Annotated in this window: 24 protein-coding genes; all 24 read left to right on the top strand. The window is 47.0% G+C overall.

Features of this window, described 5'->3' with window-relative positions:
- The first annotated feature begins 7 nt into the window (after positions 1-7).
- Positions 8-550, top strand: coding sequence for a hypothetical protein (locus ACKI4H_RS10105; RefSeq protein WP_407305432.1), 543 nt, complete (start codon positions 8-10; stop codon positions 548-550).
- A 1-nt stretch (position 551) separates the two neighbouring features.
- Positions 552-1,178, top strand: coding sequence for a hypothetical protein (locus ACKI4H_RS10100; RefSeq protein ID WP_407305431.1), 627 nt, complete (start codon positions 552-554; stop codon positions 1,176-1,178).
- Positions 1,171-1,959, top strand: coding sequence for a terminase large subunit domain-containing protein (locus ACKI4H_RS10095; protein WP_407305430.1), 789 nt, complete (start codon positions 1,171-1,173; stop codon positions 1,957-1,959). Before ACKI4H_RS10100 ends, ACKI4H_RS10095 begins: the two co-directional genes overlap by 8 nt.
- Entirely contained in the window at positions 1,956-2,720 is a 765-nt protein-coding gene (locus tag ACKI4H_RS10090; protein ID WP_407305429.1) for a hypothetical protein, read from the top strand. The genes ACKI4H_RS10095 and ACKI4H_RS10090 overlap by 4 nt, the downstream gene beginning before the upstream one ends.
- On the top strand, positions 2,717-4,249 hold the full coding sequence (locus tag ACKI4H_RS10085) for a terminase large subunit domain-containing protein (RefSeq protein ID WP_407305428.1): 1,533 nt from the start codon (positions 2,717-2,719) through the stop codon (positions 4,247-4,249). Before ACKI4H_RS10090 ends, ACKI4H_RS10085 begins: the two co-directional genes overlap by 4 nt.
- Positions 4,250-4,325: 76 nt before the next feature.
- Positions 4,326-4,577, top strand: coding sequence for a hypothetical protein (locus ACKI4H_RS10080; protein WP_407305426.1), 252 nt, complete (start codon positions 4,326-4,328; stop codon positions 4,575-4,577).
- A 122-nt stretch (positions 4,578-4,699) separates the two neighbouring features.
- Positions 4,700-4,894, top strand: a complete 195-nt coding sequence (locus tag ACKI4H_RS10075) for a hypothetical protein (RefSeq protein WP_407305425.1) — start codon at positions 4,700-4,702, stop codon at positions 4,892-4,894.
- A 47-nt stretch (positions 4,895-4,941) separates the two neighbouring features.
- Positions 4,942-5,232, top strand: a complete 291-nt coding sequence (locus ACKI4H_RS10070; RefSeq protein WP_407305424.1) for a hypothetical protein — start codon at positions 4,942-4,944, stop codon at positions 5,230-5,232.
- A 1-nt stretch (position 5,233) separates the two neighbouring features.
- Positions 5,234-5,494, top strand: a complete 261-nt coding sequence (locus ACKI4H_RS10065) for a hypothetical protein (protein ID WP_407305423.1) — start codon at positions 5,234-5,236, stop codon at positions 5,492-5,494.
- Positions 5,491-5,799: a hypothetical protein gene (locus tag ACKI4H_RS10060; RefSeq protein WP_407305422.1), complete on the top strand. Its 309-nt coding sequence runs from the start codon at positions 5,491-5,493 to the stop codon at positions 5,797-5,799. The genes ACKI4H_RS10065 and ACKI4H_RS10060 overlap by 4 nt, the downstream gene beginning before the upstream one ends.
- An 86-nt stretch (positions 5,800-5,885) precedes the next feature.
- Positions 5,886-6,131 carry a hypothetical protein gene (locus ACKI4H_RS10055; RefSeq protein WP_407305421.1) on the top strand — a complete coding sequence of 82 codons (246 nt, stop codon included), beginning with the start codon at positions 5,886-5,888 and terminating at the stop codon, positions 6,129-6,131.
- Positions 6,128-6,520: a hypothetical protein gene (locus ACKI4H_RS10050; RefSeq protein WP_407305419.1), complete on the top strand. Its 393-nt coding sequence runs from the start codon at positions 6,128-6,130 to the stop codon at positions 6,518-6,520. Before ACKI4H_RS10055 ends, ACKI4H_RS10050 begins: the two co-directional genes overlap by 4 nt.
- Positions 6,521-6,637: 117 nt before the next feature.
- A complete protein-coding gene (locus tag ACKI4H_RS10045; protein WP_407305418.1) occupies positions 6,638-6,934 on the top strand; it encodes a hypothetical protein in 297 nt (98 codons plus the stop codon).
- Between the two features lie 101 nt (positions 6,935-7,035).
- A complete protein-coding gene (locus tag ACKI4H_RS10040) occupies positions 7,036-7,278 on the top strand; it encodes a hypothetical protein (protein WP_407305417.1) in 243 nt (80 codons plus the stop codon).
- Between the two features lie 180 nt (positions 7,279-7,458).
- Positions 7,459-8,214: a hypothetical protein gene (locus ACKI4H_RS10035; protein ID WP_407305416.1), complete on the top strand. Its 756-nt coding sequence runs from the start codon at positions 7,459-7,461 to the stop codon at positions 8,212-8,214.
- Positions 8,211-8,870, top strand: coding sequence for a glycosyltransferase family 2 protein (locus tag ACKI4H_RS10030; protein WP_407305415.1), 660 nt, complete (start codon positions 8,211-8,213; stop codon positions 8,868-8,870). Before ACKI4H_RS10035 ends, ACKI4H_RS10030 begins: the two co-directional genes overlap by 4 nt.
- Positions 8,871-9,059: 189 nt before the next feature.
- Positions 9,060-9,965, top strand: coding sequence for a hypothetical protein (locus ACKI4H_RS10025; protein ID WP_407305413.1), 906 nt, complete (start codon positions 9,060-9,062; stop codon positions 9,963-9,965).
- 225 nt (positions 9,966-10,190) lie between these two features.
- Positions 10,191-11,300, top strand: coding sequence for a hypothetical protein (locus ACKI4H_RS10020; protein WP_407305411.1), 1,110 nt, complete (start codon positions 10,191-10,193; stop codon positions 11,298-11,300).
- A complete protein-coding gene (locus ACKI4H_RS10015) occupies positions 11,301-11,534 on the top strand; it encodes a hypothetical protein (RefSeq protein ID WP_407305409.1) in 234 nt (77 codons plus the stop codon).
- A 371-nt stretch (positions 11,535-11,905) separates the two neighbouring features.
- Positions 11,906-12,097 (top strand): hypothetical protein, encoded by a 192-nt coding sequence (locus tag ACKI4H_RS10010; RefSeq protein WP_407305408.1) that lies wholly within the window; start codon positions 11,906-11,908, stop codon positions 12,095-12,097.
- Positions 12,094-12,555 (top strand): hypothetical protein, encoded by a 462-nt coding sequence (locus tag ACKI4H_RS10005; protein ID WP_407305406.1) that lies wholly within the window; start codon positions 12,094-12,096, stop codon positions 12,553-12,555. Before ACKI4H_RS10010 ends, ACKI4H_RS10005 begins: the two co-directional genes overlap by 4 nt.
- Positions 12,556-12,587: 32 nt before the next feature.
- Positions 12,588-12,887, top strand: coding sequence for a hypothetical protein (locus tag ACKI4H_RS10000; RefSeq protein ID WP_407305404.1), 300 nt, complete (start codon positions 12,588-12,590; stop codon positions 12,885-12,887).
- A 193-nt stretch (positions 12,888-13,080) separates the two neighbouring features.
- On the top strand, positions 13,081-14,493 hold the full coding sequence (locus tag ACKI4H_RS09995; RefSeq protein WP_407305403.1) for a DEAD/DEAH box helicase family protein: 1,413 nt from the start codon (positions 13,081-13,083) through the stop codon (positions 14,491-14,493).
- An 88-nt stretch (positions 14,494-14,581) separates the two neighbouring features.
- Complete coding sequence (locus ACKI4H_RS09990; RefSeq protein WP_407305402.1) at positions 14,582-15,058, top strand: hypothetical protein; 477 nt, start codon at positions 14,582-14,584, stop codon at positions 15,056-15,058.
- Positions 15,059-15,107 lie beyond the last annotated feature (49 nt).

The raw sequence follows: 15,107 nt of genomic DNA, 5'->3' as shown, positions 1-15,107 counted from the left end.
GGAAATTATGAAACTACAAGAAATCATCCAACGCTCCACTCTGCTCGAAGGCAAATGTCTTGAGGTTTACGACACCCTGCTTCCTCTCCTTCTGCTTAAAGAGGAAGATGGTGGTGATAGCGGTGGAGGATCGACTGACCCTGGTGAAGTTGGCGGTGGTGTTGTAGACGCTCAACCCGTCGATTCACCTACGACTCGTAACGATGCAGGATGGGATCGCGGGCCTTTCAATCATGTTGGAAATGGTCCTGGCCGTTGGTTCATAGAGCTGTACAACTCGGTGAAGCAACTTATTGTCGCAAATAATGTCATGAAGAGAATGAAGGAACTTGGCATCAGTAATGACGGATCAAGTAGAGTAAAGAAGGCCGCGCAACAGGCGGCGGCAAATGTTAATTCGCTTCTAAGTAATCCTCGAGCAACAACAGCACGCATTCCCGTATGGACATTTGACAAACCAAAAGCTCCAAAGATCAAACGGTGGAATGAAGCATTTGCCTATGAATTTAAAGCTGAACTGGCGAAGTTGACTGAGGAACAAATTCTTTAACATGACGATCTTTCAAACATTTAAAGACTTTATAAAAGTTGGATCTAAAGCAGATCTTTATACAAAGTGTGAGCCTTTTCTTAAAGAATCTGGTGGACTGCCACTTTATAGAGGGTATGGGATGGAGCTTTCAGCTAAGCTCCATGGCCAAAGGGAAGTCACCGTGCGTAAAGACAGAAAGCCTCGTGATTCAAATAAAGAAACTCACGAAATAATGAATGCTTTCTTCATGAAAAAATACGGGGTAAATGTTAGATCGGAAGGTTTGTTTTCTGTTGGCGATGTTGATGCGGCTAGAAGCTATGGGCACCCACATTACGTTTTGCCAGTTGGAGAATTTAAGTATATTTGGGCAGAATTAAATGGGAAGCCAGTTCGCGACACATTAGTTGTAGCGCAGAAAATCAGACAAGCCATCAATCTCCAACCTAGTGCAAAACAGCAAGAAATTGCTTTTGATGTACTTAATCAATTTACTTGGCACAGCGATAATCTTAAAAAAGCAATTACCTCAGGAGCAGAAATTACGCTTCTTTGTGATAAGGCAATAATCATCCCGGTAACGGATAAATCCTATTCACCGGCCGAAATAGAATCTAGATACTCATCTCTCATAAAACATGACTAAAATTATATCAAAGCGTGGGCGTGAAAACTTAAATCATAGCGGCAGATACTCGGCATTTGAAGTAAACGAGATTAAGTTGTGTTCACTTGACCCTGTCTACTTCATTAGTCGCTATATTAAAGTTAACCACCCTGTATTAGGTCCAGTTGTATTCCCAATGGAAAAGCATCAAATTGATTTTATTAACGCTGTACACAGTGCCCAAAACACAATAGCGATGATGCCTCGCCAGACTGGAATGACTTCAAAATCAATTGCGTTATTGCTTTGGGAAGCGTTGTTTCACCCGCAACAGCGAATTATTGCGCAAGGAATCAACTGCAATAATACAAGTGCTATGTGGGATCTACTTAATTTTTTCGTGGATACTCTCCCCCCATTCTTAAAGTCTTTAATCACAGTAAAAAACAAGGTACGTATTGAGTTCTTAAACGCATCTAGTATTTCAGTTAGCACCATGTCTGCAAACGCTTTAAGAGGAACTAGTTTTACTCGTCTGTACCTTGACTGTTTCGCACATGCACCGGATAAACTGCAACATGAAGTTTTTCAAACAGCTGCATATAACCGAGGCCGGATACTCATAGCCTCTACACCGAATGGACCAAATAACACTTTTGCAAAGGTTTGGTTTGATGCCAACACGCAGGCAAATCGATTTACCGCGTTCAAGCGAACCATCGATGACCTTTCAAAACCAATATCGTGGAAGCAAATGATCAAGAGCCAAATGTCAGTACACACTTGGCAACAAGACTACATGTGTGAGTTTGTTTCATGAAAATGAAGAAAGACAGACGGCTTGATGATAGGCCGAGATATTTTGCATACATATACGTTGATCTACTGACACATAAACCGTTTTATGCAGGGAAGGGGTGTGGAAATAGACATTTATCGCATTTAAAAAGCAATAAAACTGAAGAAATATTGATTAAACATATTCAAAGTATAGGAACATCGAATATATCAGTTATTAAAGTCATTGATGAAGTAGATGAGGAGCTTGCATTGTTTGTTGAAGAAGAACTCATAACAAAATACGGTCGAATGGATTTAGGGACTGGTTCTTTATTAAACAAAACAAGCGGTGGATGCGGCTGCAATCTTATCAGAACAGAAGTGCATTGTGGGAATATTTCTAAGACTCTTAGTGGTAAAAAGAAAATGGAAGACCATGTGAACAAGGTTAATAAAAATCCTGATAAAATTAAAAAGACGGCAGATAAACATAGGGGAATGAAGCGTTCAATATCAACACGCCAAAAAATTTCTGATAAGGCTATTGGGCGTCCTAGCTATAATTTAGGCTTAAATGATTTTTATGATCCATTAACTGGCCATACTATAACAACATCAGCTGCACCGTTAGGTTATATAAAAGGAAATGCAAAATTGAAAGGTAAAGCTGGTGCTGCAGGCAAAAAATGGTGGTATGATCCGTTGACAGATGAAAATAAATGCTTTGCACCCGGAACAGAGCCAGCAAACTGGCTCTTAGGAAAATTATCAGCTAAGGTAAAAAGAGGCCCGCGAAAATGAGAAATCCAAAATCAAAACGGCCAAATGAATCGAGTGAATATACACCAGAGAATATTCAAGATCTTTTAAAGTGTATGAAAGATCCAATTTATTTTTTTAGTAAATTTATAAAAGTAAAACACCCGAAGAAAGGTTTAGTTCCTCTAGAACTTTACCAATATCAAGAACGCATGGTTGACGCTCTTTTAAACCATAAAGATGTGGTCATGTTATGCAGCCGGCAAATGGGTAAAACGACTATAGTGGCAATGTACTTTCTTTGGGTTGCTAATTTTCGAGATAATAAAGAATTAATTATTGCTTCAAAAAACATGGATCATGCTGTTCAGATTATGGACAGAATAAAAACTGCATACGATGAACTTCCGCATTGGCTAAAAGCTGGAGCCAAATTTAATTCACGCACAATGCTTGAATTTGATAATGGTTCAAAAATTAAATCAGAGGCTACATCAGAACGTACTGGCCGAGGAAGCTCACCCGCTGCTGTCATGCTAGATGAATTGGCATTTGCTAGCCCACGAATTCAAGAAGAAATGTGGGCTTCACTAGCACCTTCACTATCAACTGGTGGTCAGTTTATCGTAACATCCACTCCTAATGGAGATACAGATCTTTTCGCTTCCTTATGGCGTGGTGCTAATGCTGGAACAAATGGTTTTTTTCCAGTAACTGCTTATTGGCACGAGCACCCCGATAGAGGTCAAGCCTATTATGATGAAATGGTCGGTAAACTTGGGCCAGTAAAAGCTGCTGCAGAATTGGATTGCATCTTTGTTTCTTCAGATGCTTTGCTCATCAATAGTCTAAAGCTCGTGCAGCTTAAATCAGCGCAACCACATCACGAGGACATGGGGTTCAAGTTTTGGAAGGCAGATGAAGACATAGGCGGTCAGGGAAAGACATATCTCGTAGGTGTTGACCCTGCAACTGGAACTGGCAAGGACTTCTCAGTTATTCAGGTGTTTGAGTTTCCATCTCTTGAGCAGGTGGCTGAGTGGCGGAGCAATGATATCAACATTCCGCTCCTTTACGCTAAGGTTAAGTGGGTGCTTGAAAAGCTGTCTGCGCCTGTCGGCCGTGGACGAGCTGAGGTCATCTGGACATTCGAACGTAACGGTATTGGAGAAGCCCTAGCTGCCCTGTATACGAACGACGAGAAACAACCAGAGCACGCTGAACTTTACTGCGATGAACCACAAACGACAAAGCTTGGTGTCTTCACATCAGGTAAGAAGAAGGTTCTTGCGTGCCTGCAGCTAAAGTCGCTCGTCGAGAAGGTAAATGGCGGCCTAAAGATCAACTCGGCGATTCTTCTTGAGGAACTCAAGAACTTCGTGGCCAAGGGTGGCACGTATGAAGCAAAATCCGGAGCGACAGATGATGCTGTAATGGCGACAATCATCATGGTTCGTCTTCTGAAGCGCCTTGCAGAGTACAATGACCAAGCGTTCAAGCAGGTGAACGAATACGTTGCTCCTGATGACAATGACCAATTTGGTGACGAACCCGTTCCATTCTTGATGTAATAAAATTTATTTAGGTTGAGCAGCCTTACGTGTAGTTACCATATTATAATGGGACCTACACGTAAAGGACCTCACCATGAGCATCGTAATTTTCTATCTTTCCGGACCAATCCCGGAATGTCTACACTTCAAGGATACTCAACTGACCGAGGCCCTTGTAGAATGTCAAAATCTTCGCAACAACGGCTACACGCACGTTACAATTTCCTCGCAGTTCGATGATCATGTCGGCAAGCCTGGTGTTGACTCTGTTCAGGACGGTAAGACCCCTGACGGCCATGACTATCAGTGGTCAAAAGCCCATCGTGCAGGAGCATCACGAAAATAACAGTGTACATGTAACCTGTGTTTGAATATAATAGCTACATTACCAAACAACGGAGTCCAGATGAAAAAAGTTACCTTTGAACAAAATACACGCGTGCACGGCAACCAATCTTAAGGGGCAGAATGTTCGGCAATATTCCAAAACGGGAACCGCAAACTTTCGAAGAGCACGTTCAAGAGCTTGCGTTAAAACACGGATGTACAGAAGAAGATGTAAGTAATGCGTTAGATTTTATTTCCTGTAACTGTAACTATGTAGGCTGCACTGGTTGGATTAGTCAAGCAAAAAGAAGAAAAGTGTATGAAACCCAGCTATGACCTGATCAGATCACGCGACCTTCATCTAACCTACACGTGAGGCCGAAATGAACCATGAAGATCACTGCATCTGCCCGCACTGCTTTGAAACCCAAATCCTGGAGGAAGCCATTGACTCCCAGGGGACTGACGATAAGCCGCAGACGGGTTCACTGAGCATGTGTGTGGTGTGCGGTAACCTCTCAATCTACGACGAGAACATGCAACTTCGACTGCTCAACGCGGCTGAAGAAGCTGAAATTGCGGCTGATGAAGGTCTGCAACAACACCTCGCGATGATGAGGAGTATTGTTACAATCAACAAGGCAGCATTTGACAGTAGCAAAGGAAAGAAATGAAATGAATGAACATTCGTATCTTTTGGTGCTTCGCGCGAGCTTAGAGGGAGTTCGCGTCCACTGCTGGCATGAGATTACCAGTAACGAGCAAGAAACAAAGAACGTTCTTTTCGGCATGACAATTGCCTCGAATATAAACATGGGCTCAGGTGTTTTAAAGGTGATGGCCGACGAAGTATGGACGGCTGAACTGATGGAGATTTACCTGCGTCACATGTCTCAAGATAAACTGAAGAAGTTCATCGAGGAGTCGAAGGTATGAAACCAGACATGAAGACGTTGAATACCTTTCGGGCACTCTTCCACGAGCGCAACAAGCTGTGGTGCTCGAATGAAAGGACTCGATTGAAGATGTTCGTCGAAGCGCACTTCATCGAACGATTATTTGAACGATTCCGCATCTCATCTGAGGCCGCCCAGGTGGTGAAAGACGTGATGAAGTGGATCCGTGAAAACTATGCAATCCTTCAATTTGAAGATGGCTTCGGAACCAAGCGACAGTACCGGATCAACCTCTCAAATGAGGCAGCTGCGGTGTTGATTCTTTTTCTGGGACCCTCCGTATAAGGACGTGCTACAAAAAGGAATAATCTAGTGTACTTAAAACTCAGGTTGTAGTATAATAGTCTACATAACCACAAGGAGTTTTCAAAATGGCACATCAAGATCAAGCAGCGCAGGTCAAGCAACTCGCAGAGAAGTTCAACATCAACGAGAAACGCGCAGCACGAATCCTCGAGGTCCTGGTAGAGGGTGCCGGCAACTTCTCCGACGAGGACTACGAGCTGATGTTCACGTACTACTGCAACAACGCCCAGATTCCCTACGACATCGCCACCTCGGGCGACCCGTACGAGTGGATCAGTGACACCCTCCGTGCCGAACTGGGGATCGTATGAGCCGCAAGTTTCCTGACTTCGCTTACGAGCGTATCGACCCAGCGTACGAGCTGCTGGATGACGGCATGATCCGCCACCGCGAGACGTGGTTGATCCGTCCCAAGATGTACAGCGGCTTGCCGATTCCTTTCCGCGTTGGCCAGAAGGTGAAGGTCGTGGACGGGAACCACCAGTTCCCCGTTGGAACGATTGCCGTCATCTCGCACATCGATCAGGGCATCGTCTATATCGACGGCGCCCCGCTTTGCTGGGAACGTCTCGACCCCTACCACGAGAAGAAGACCTCAAGCTTCGACGAGCTTTACGAGAAGTTCCTGGACGAAGGCAAAATCAATCAGCACGACGTTCGCGGTGTCGCTCGAATGTTTTATGAGGTCGCCCGCAAATAATTGTGTACAGGAAATTTTGGTTGATGTATAATAGCTACATTAACCAAAATAATAAGGAGTTCAAAATGATCTTAGGTTCCACCATCCGTACGAAGTAATTTCACCAGGAGAAATGCTATGAAACGTCTCGAAGAACTCAAAGAAGGCTACGATCCGAATCGGTTGTTAAACCATTTACTAGACGTGAATTTTCTGAAGAACGACGCTGCCTTATGCGCCCTTCTTGAAGTCACGCCGCCACGGATCTGCAAGATTCGCCATCACCGGCTGCCCATCGGCGCCTCGATGCTGATCCGCATCCACGAGGTCAACGGTCTGACTTTCAAAGAAATGCGCGAGATCCTCGGCGACCGTCGTCAGAAGTATCGCGTATCGAGCAGTGCCGGTAAACCTGTGATTGCGCAGGGCGTGTAATACTGGCCCATCCATTGACGGATTTCTTCAAATAGATGTGTACATCTAGTTTGGTTGGTGGTATAATAACTACATCAACCAAACAACCGAAGGAGTTCAAAATGGAAAACCAAGTCAAAGCTGCTCCGAAATACCTGGCCCAACAAGCTGCTCGCAAATCCTTCACCTTCGGCCCGGTTTGGAATGCAGCAGTTCTCGGCGGCAACGTCAAGGATTTCGACAAACTTGTCGCCCAGGCAGCAAAACTGAAGGTCGGCAAAAAGTCGGACCTTCGTCGTACCAAGTTCGCCACCGTCCTGGCAAAAGTCCAGAAGGTCCTGGCAGTTCAGGCACTGTCGATCTAATTGGATAGCATCATCATATCGAAAGCGATTTGATGTTCTGGCTTTGCCAACCGCGCAACTCTCAAAAGGCGCTTAGGCCTTGAACGGAATTTCTTTCCTCAACCATGCTCTGATGGAGAAGCTGTCTGTCCGCGCAATGGTGGGGAGTCGAAAGCAACGAAAGGAAATAAGAGGATGGTGATGAACACGATAGATATCTTTGAAGCCTTCAAGCTGCAGGTGGAAAGAACTCCACACTGGAAGGCGATGCTGAAGACGGTCGAGAACACTGGCTGGCACCGCGAGGCGAACGTCGCTGTCCACACCGAGATGACCATCGAGGTGTACGTGACCCAGTTCTTCAAGCACCGCACGCCGCGTCAGCAGTTGATGACGATGGTCGGCCTGACCTTCCACGACTTCGGCAAGCCTGAAGCCGAGGAGACGGTGGAAGTGGAACCAGGTGTTGTCACTCGCAGGTACGGTGGTCATGAAGCTGCGTCAGCTCGCGAGTTCAAGTACTTCATCGAGACGCATGAAACCATTCGCATGGCCTTGGCAGATGCAGGAATCGGTGACGACGAGATCGAGGCGATTCGTGTCATGATCCAGTATCACCTACCGTACAACATCCAGACTGCGAAGAAGCGCATGGCCTTGAGGCGGCGTTTGCACGAGGTACTGGGCGACGACGTGATCTGCTTTTACGACCTGTTGCGTTCGGACTGCGCTGGTCGTATCTCGGACAACCACGAAGAGAAGATCGCAGACGTCGAGAAGTGGATTGCTGAGTTTGAAGGAGTCAAGCTGCCAGCGAAGCGCTTCCATATTTCGTGGAACCCAGTATATAAACACTGGAAGTGCATCGATCACCAGGCGCAGACGGTCGCGTATGGTCTGAACCCGACCTTGGCGGTTTCCAAGTCATTAGAAAAGGCGACACAAAGTAGGAAATGAAATGTAAAATTGTCGCAATCGTCGCCGCGTACAACGAGGGGCCTCGTATCCGCCATGTGATCGAGGTCCTTTCATCGTATCTGAAGTTTGACGAGATCGTCATCGTAGACGATGGTTCCACCGATGGCACGTTCCTTGAAGCACTTCGCTCAAGGCCAACTGATCCTCTTCACAATATCACGATCCTCACACAGTTAAAGAATGAGGGCAAGGGGCAAGCGATGGATAGAGGCGTTCAAGAATCGGACGCCGACATCATCTTCTTTGCAGATGCTGATATTCAAGGTCTTCGCCACGAGCACATAGACGAAATCCTCAACCCCGTTCTGCAGGAGAAGACTTCTATGATGATCGCGATGAGGAACAGAGCAATCTACACGTTACCCTTCGTGCTGAAGATCATAGCTCTTCTAGGTGGAGAACGTGCTCTGACGCGTGAGCTTTGGGAAGCTGTGCCAAAGAAGTTCAAGGACGGCTTCATGATCGAGACAGCCCTCAATTACTATGCAGGGGGCAATGGTGGTTACGAGTACAGCACGTTTGACATCCAACAAACCATCAAAGAGAAAAAACATGGCATAGCCCGTGGATTCCTTTCTCGTGTCAAGATGTTCTTCACCATCCTGAAGACTCACATCCTCCTCCGCCTGAAGTAAACCTGCCCGATCCCTGTTACAACCTTCACTTAGGTCAGAAACAGGACGCCCGGATGTTACAATGATTCTCTCGGATATGCAAACAAACGTATCCGCGGAGGTTGTAAAGCTTGGGGGTTTCTATAAATACCCGGCAGCCAAAAGAGGACTGCACTTTACATCATTTGATAACTTTGAAAGGTTTACATTATGGCTAAGAAATCCCTCGCAGATCTGGCATCGGCATTCGCATCGAAAACTTCCGGTGAAGGCGGCAACCAAACATGGAAGCTGTTCTTCAACTTCTGGAAGGCGCCAGTCGACAGTGTCTCCACTGTTCGTTTCCTCCCTGACGCAGACGAAGAGAACCCAATGGGTTTCCTCGTCGAAAACCTCGCTCACGAGCTGACCATCAATGGCAAGCGCGAAAAGGTGCCGTGCCTCAAGATGTACAACGAGGACTGCCCAATCTGCACCCTGTCCCAGAAGTACTACGACGAGAAATCGCCAGAGCACAACGAAGCACTGGGCAAGAAGTATTACCGCAAGAAATCCTACATCGGCGAAGTGCTGGTGGTCGACACCCCAATCGAACACGATCAAGAACAGTTGGTAAAGCTGATCGAGTTCGGTCCAAAAATCTTCAAGCAAATTCAGGCCTCGTTCTCCTCGGGCGACCTGGAAGAAGCACCATTCGAACTGAAGGGTGGTTACAACTTCCGTATCAAGAAGTCCAAGTCCGGTGAATACGCCGACTACGGTACTTCCAGCTTTTCTCCAAAGCAGTCGGACGTTGCAGATGACATCATCGAAATGATGAACCTGTACGATCTGAAGGAGTACCGTACCGCGAAGGTCTCGCGTGACGTTCTGGAAGCGATGCTTCTGGCTGACCAAACCGGTGGTTCCTTCTCCGGTGGCGACAAGGAGGAAGCTCCTTCGAAGCCTGAAGCCCCATCGGCTAAGCCAGCACCAAAACCTGCTAAAGATGAGGGCAACGGTGCAGAACCAGAAGACACCCCAGCCGCTCCGCCTGCAACGGGTGAGAAGAAGCTGTCGGTGGTTGAGCAGCTCCGTCAACGCGCTGCTGCCGCAGCCGCAGCGAACGGCGAGTAATCTTGATGGGGCTACGGCCCCATTTCTAAGGATCAACAACTCACATTGACCTGAACGACGGTCACGGCTGCAAATATTCAATTCTATTCAGTAGCGAGTATCTTGCCGGTACTGTTATCAGCTTCAAATCATTTGAAGATGCAAACAGGGCCCATCAAGATGCAATAAGTTCTGGACTGAAAGCTGTTCGGCTGTTCGGCTGTTCAAGGGCGAATAAGGAATAAAATGACATTGAAGTTTCTTGACAAGTTTAAGAAAACTGTTGCTAAGCTTGACACGGTTGGAGTCGGTATCAAATCCGTAGACGACTGGCTTAGCACAGGTAATTACGCTTTGAACCGCGCCCTTTCGGGCGATTATCGTAAGGGCGTTCCACTCTCACGAATTACGCTCTTTGCAGGTCCTTCGGGTTCCGGCAAATCGTTCATCACCTCCAATATTGCGCTTCAGGCGCAGCTTGAGGGGTACCACGTTCTCGTAATCGATACCGAGAACGCAATTGACGTTGACTACCTTCGTAAGATCGGTGTTGACATTGCAGAGGACAAGCTCACGTACCTGCAGGTCTCCACAATCGAAGACGTGAACGGCATCCTGTCCGAGTTCTTCTCTTCATACCAGAAGGAATACGGCAAGGACAATCCAGATGCGCCTCGTACGCTCATCATCATCGACTCGCTGGCGATGCTCTCGTCGACGACTGAGATGGAGAACTACGACAAGGGCGTCATCAAAGGCGACCAAGGTCAGCTAGCAAAACGTCGTAAGGCGATGCTGCGTCTGGCTGTTGGTAAGATCGCGCGGCTGCCGATCAAGATGCTTATCACCGACCACGTGTATCCTCAGGATATTATGATGGGCGATGGTGCATGGGCCATCACGAACTCGACCAAGTTCTCCTCCTCGATCATCGGCATTATCACAAAGCTGAAGCTGAAGGAAGACGGAGCTGTCACAGGTGTTCGTATGCGTTTCGAGACCTACAAGTCCCGCTTCGCTCGCCTCGGCACCAAGGTCGAGCTGGAAGTCCCGTACAACAAGGGCATGGCCTCCACCTCTGGCCTTCTTGAGCTGCTTGAGGCAGACGGCGTGATCGCGAAAGGCACCCAGCCTGGTGAGAAGCTGAAGTATGTTGCTGAAGTGAATGGCGAACGCATCACTTTCAAGGAAAGTGAATTCAACGACGAGATCGCTCAGAAGCTCCTCAATCACCCACTCTGCCAGCCTCTGTTGGCCCGCGATGAGCCTGAAATTGACCTCGATGCACTGGACGTAATTCCAGATGATGATGAAGAGGTAAAACCAACCCGTACCATGCAACCCCAGGAGGACTAAATGGAAACTGCAATCACACTCCAACTCGTACACGGAGGATTCATCCTCACGGTGCCAAACAAAATGGACAAGTTCGGCTTGCCTGACGACAATCTGTCAGCCATGTCAACCAGCTACAAGACCGAGGTCTTCACCTCGCAGGGCAAGCTCATGAAAGCACTGCGCTCGGCCATTGAGGAAAACTCCCTGATGGACAAGAAGACTGAAGTCAAATTTGCGTCCGAAAAGGACTGATCATCACCGCGGGGCACGTGCCCCGCTCTCCTTTTACACACCCACCCTATCATTCTGGTCCAAAGTCCGGTATTTGTCGGATCATGAATTTTTGATATTGATCCGGAGATTTGATGTTAGTTACACTTTGTGCCAGATCTAAGATTCTCCACCTCTTAGACGAAGGCAAAGCATTTCGCATTCAGACGTGTGCTGACACGCAGCCGCATGTCGACCTGATTCCAAACTCCGATGTAGCTCAATTTGATAGTACAATAACATGTGTGCCACTTATTGTGGCCGACATTCAAACCGTCACACTTATGGCTGGTAGAACGATCGACTTTGACTACAAGAACGACGAATTTATTATTTCAACATAGGAAATCAAAATGGCAATATATTCAATCATGATTGACTTCACCGTCAATGCAAAAGATCAGGAGGCGGCTGAGGCCACGGCAAAGTCAATCATCGAGGCAGCAAAGCTCGAGGACCTAATCAAAGCTGGCGATGTTCAAGACATTGAAATGTTGGACGACGAAGAGGTTCAAGACATTGATTTCAATGAGGACGATGAGTGAGCTTTCTCTTTACCCTCGAAGAAGATAAGTTAGCTGATCAGCTGCCAAAGATATTCGAGAATTACGAGAACCATGTCAAGAATGCTGAACCGCTGTTTGACTTGGAAGGCATGAGGCTTGAGCTGATTGCCCGTAACCTTCCTAATCATCAGATGTTCTATGCACATCGTGCGAATGAGATGAAGCAAGTGATGAAGTGGTTGGAGAACTACAAGTCCAAATTGGAAGCGCGCTACACCAAGAACTATGCCCAGGGTCAGCGCGCACTTTCAGCACGAGACATCACGACCTTCATTGGTGGTGAGAAGGAAATCGTTGAACTCAATCAGCTGATTATTGAAGCGACCCTTATCTATTCTCAGCTAGACGAAATCGTCGAGGCATTTAAACAAATGGGATGGATGTTGGGTCATGTTACAAAACTCCGTGTTGCAGAACTACAGGACGTCGAACTATAATGCCAAACACATACTCAGGCACAGGAATCCCAATGACCGGCACCACGCTCGGTAGTTATGGATACACGTACACGTACTCTTACTTGACCCAGCCTACGGCTGCTCCATCCGTGTCATCAGCATCGCCCGATCTGCCAATAATGATTATTGTCACGACCGATGAGAACCAGAAAGAAGTGCGCATGACACTTGCACCAGAGGCCGACATCAGCCCAAGTGAATCAATCAAAATTTTCATGTTAATGACTGCGATGACTGCCGCGCCGGGCCAGTTCAATGCGCTGGCACATGTGAAGAAGCATCAACTTGAGCGGCACTTCACGTACTCATGAGCTGGGATGATTGGCTGACTGAAAGCTCGGAGGCAGACCTAGAAATAGCCGATGGCCGAATTCTCGTTGATCCTTCAACATTTCAGCCATTCGTTGTAGCGCGTGTTAGAATGAATCTTACACCAGAGATGGAGGCTGCAGGAGACCAGGCCTGCATTGACCATGCAATGCGTTTAGTTGAAGACAAGATCAAATGAAGAAAAAGTGCATCATTACTGTTCGAGATGAAGTTTTTTGCCAACTTACTGGTCTTGAACCACAAGACCATGAATTTCTAGACAACAAGTTCGCCCTCATGGTAGAGGGCGCTGTTTTCATGCCTTTATTCAAATTGGGGAGATGGGACGGTAAAGTAAGATTTCTTGACAAAGCTGGTAAGATCTACTCACGACTTCTACCTGATGTCCTTCCATACCTTGAAAGTTGGGGCTATGAGATTGATTTGAAAGACCTTCGCACCCCTGTCGAACTCGTGAAGACACGAATTGACAAGGATTACTTCCTGAACAAGGAAGGGATGGAGCTGAAGGTTGAGTTGCGTCCATATCAAGTCGAGGCGGTGAATGCGTGCCTTGACGCCACATCTGGCTTCATCATTGCAGCGACAGGTTCTGGTAAAACCTGGATGGTGGCCGCCCTTGCTGACGTGATGGCGCTGAATGAGCTGCGCACGATCGTAATCGTTCCATCCGACGACCTCGTTAAGCAGACAGTCGCGACCTTCCGTCTTGGTAACCTCGATGTCGGTATCTACTCCGGGTCGACAAAGGACATTTACCACATGGTGGTAGTTGCGACCTGGCAGGCTCTTCAAAACAACCCATCATTGATGAACGAGTTCAAGTGCGTGGTGGTCGACGAAGCGCATGGCGCAAAGGCAAAGGTTGTTGGTGACCTCATCAACGCCCACGGTAAGAACATCGCGTATCGCTTCGGTTTTACCGGCACGATGCCAAAACCTGCGATCGATCAGATGACCCTGAAGGGATCGATCGGTGAGGAGCTATTTTCGATTACAGCTGCTGAGCTGATGGAGATGGGCTACCTGGCAAAGTTGGAGATTGAGCCAGTTGAGATTGAGGATGACGTCGAGGAGGACTTCCCAGACTACGCAAGCGAGAAGGCATTCCTCAACAAGTCGCCTGACCGCCTTGACTTCATCGCTGACTTGATTATCGCGAAAGCAGAGCGATATGGAAATACCCTCGTGCTGGTTAACTCAGTCAAGCAAGGACAGCAGCTGCAGAAACTGATCAAGGACTCAGTCTTCCTCCATGGAGCTGACGATACCGATGTACGAGCTGAATGGTACTCGATGTTCGAGAAGAGGGACGACCTCATCGTGATCGCGACCTTCGGCATCGCCTCAACTGGTATCTCAATCGATAGGATTTTTGCTCAAGTGATGATTGATGCAGGTAAATCTTTTGTGAGATGCATCCAAAGTATTGGTCGTGGATTGCGTCTAGGCCATGATAAAGATCGAGTGCACTTAGTGGACGTGCACTCGAAATTGAAGTGGTCGAAGAAACATTATCGTGAGCGAGTTAAATTCTATAAATCTGCAGAATATCCAGTTAACAAAATCGTGAAGTTCAAACTATGAAAACCAGAGCTGGACTGCGAAAGCGCCCAACTTAACAACATATTCGGAGGTTATTATTCAGATTTTAACAGAAATTAGTAGGTCATACATGATAGATTCAATCACGTCGCCAATGGGTGTTAGCCACTTCTGGACGTTGTCTGGCCACATGATGGACTTCAAGCTTGAACCCCTTGAATACCTTGAGGAAACAAGCGGACCAACTATCAGGATTCGTGTGCAGAATCTTGAGATTGACATGCCAGCTTCCTGGTGTCTAGTAGCAGTAGACCGCGAGACATACACGATTGATTCAATTCCTCTAACTGCTTGCGCAACCTTTGAGCACGATATTCTGCTCTTCTCGCCGGACGACTCTAAGCTTGTCACAACAAAGTTGGCTGTTATCGACTACTTCGAAAAGTCATCCTGTATTCATCCTATGATTCCTAAAGGATCGGCAATGGTGCATCCTACAGGTCCAGAAATGTCAAATGGGAAGTCGATTTTTTATGGAATTGTGTGCGGGCCCTTTGATATGGGACGATACTTGCAAGGCCGGACAGTAGGTGATATCTTAGGATAGTGGAGTAGGAGAGCCATAAATAGTCCTTGTCACAATACACAAGGAGAAT

It is taken from the genome of Acinetobacter sp. (assembly GCF_045628685.1).
Lineage (GTDB): Bacteria > Pseudomonadota > Gammaproteobacteria > Pseudomonadales > Moraxellaceae > Acinetobacter.
Note: the sequence above shows the minus strand (reverse complement) of the source record. Positions and strands in the feature narration are given on the sequence as shown.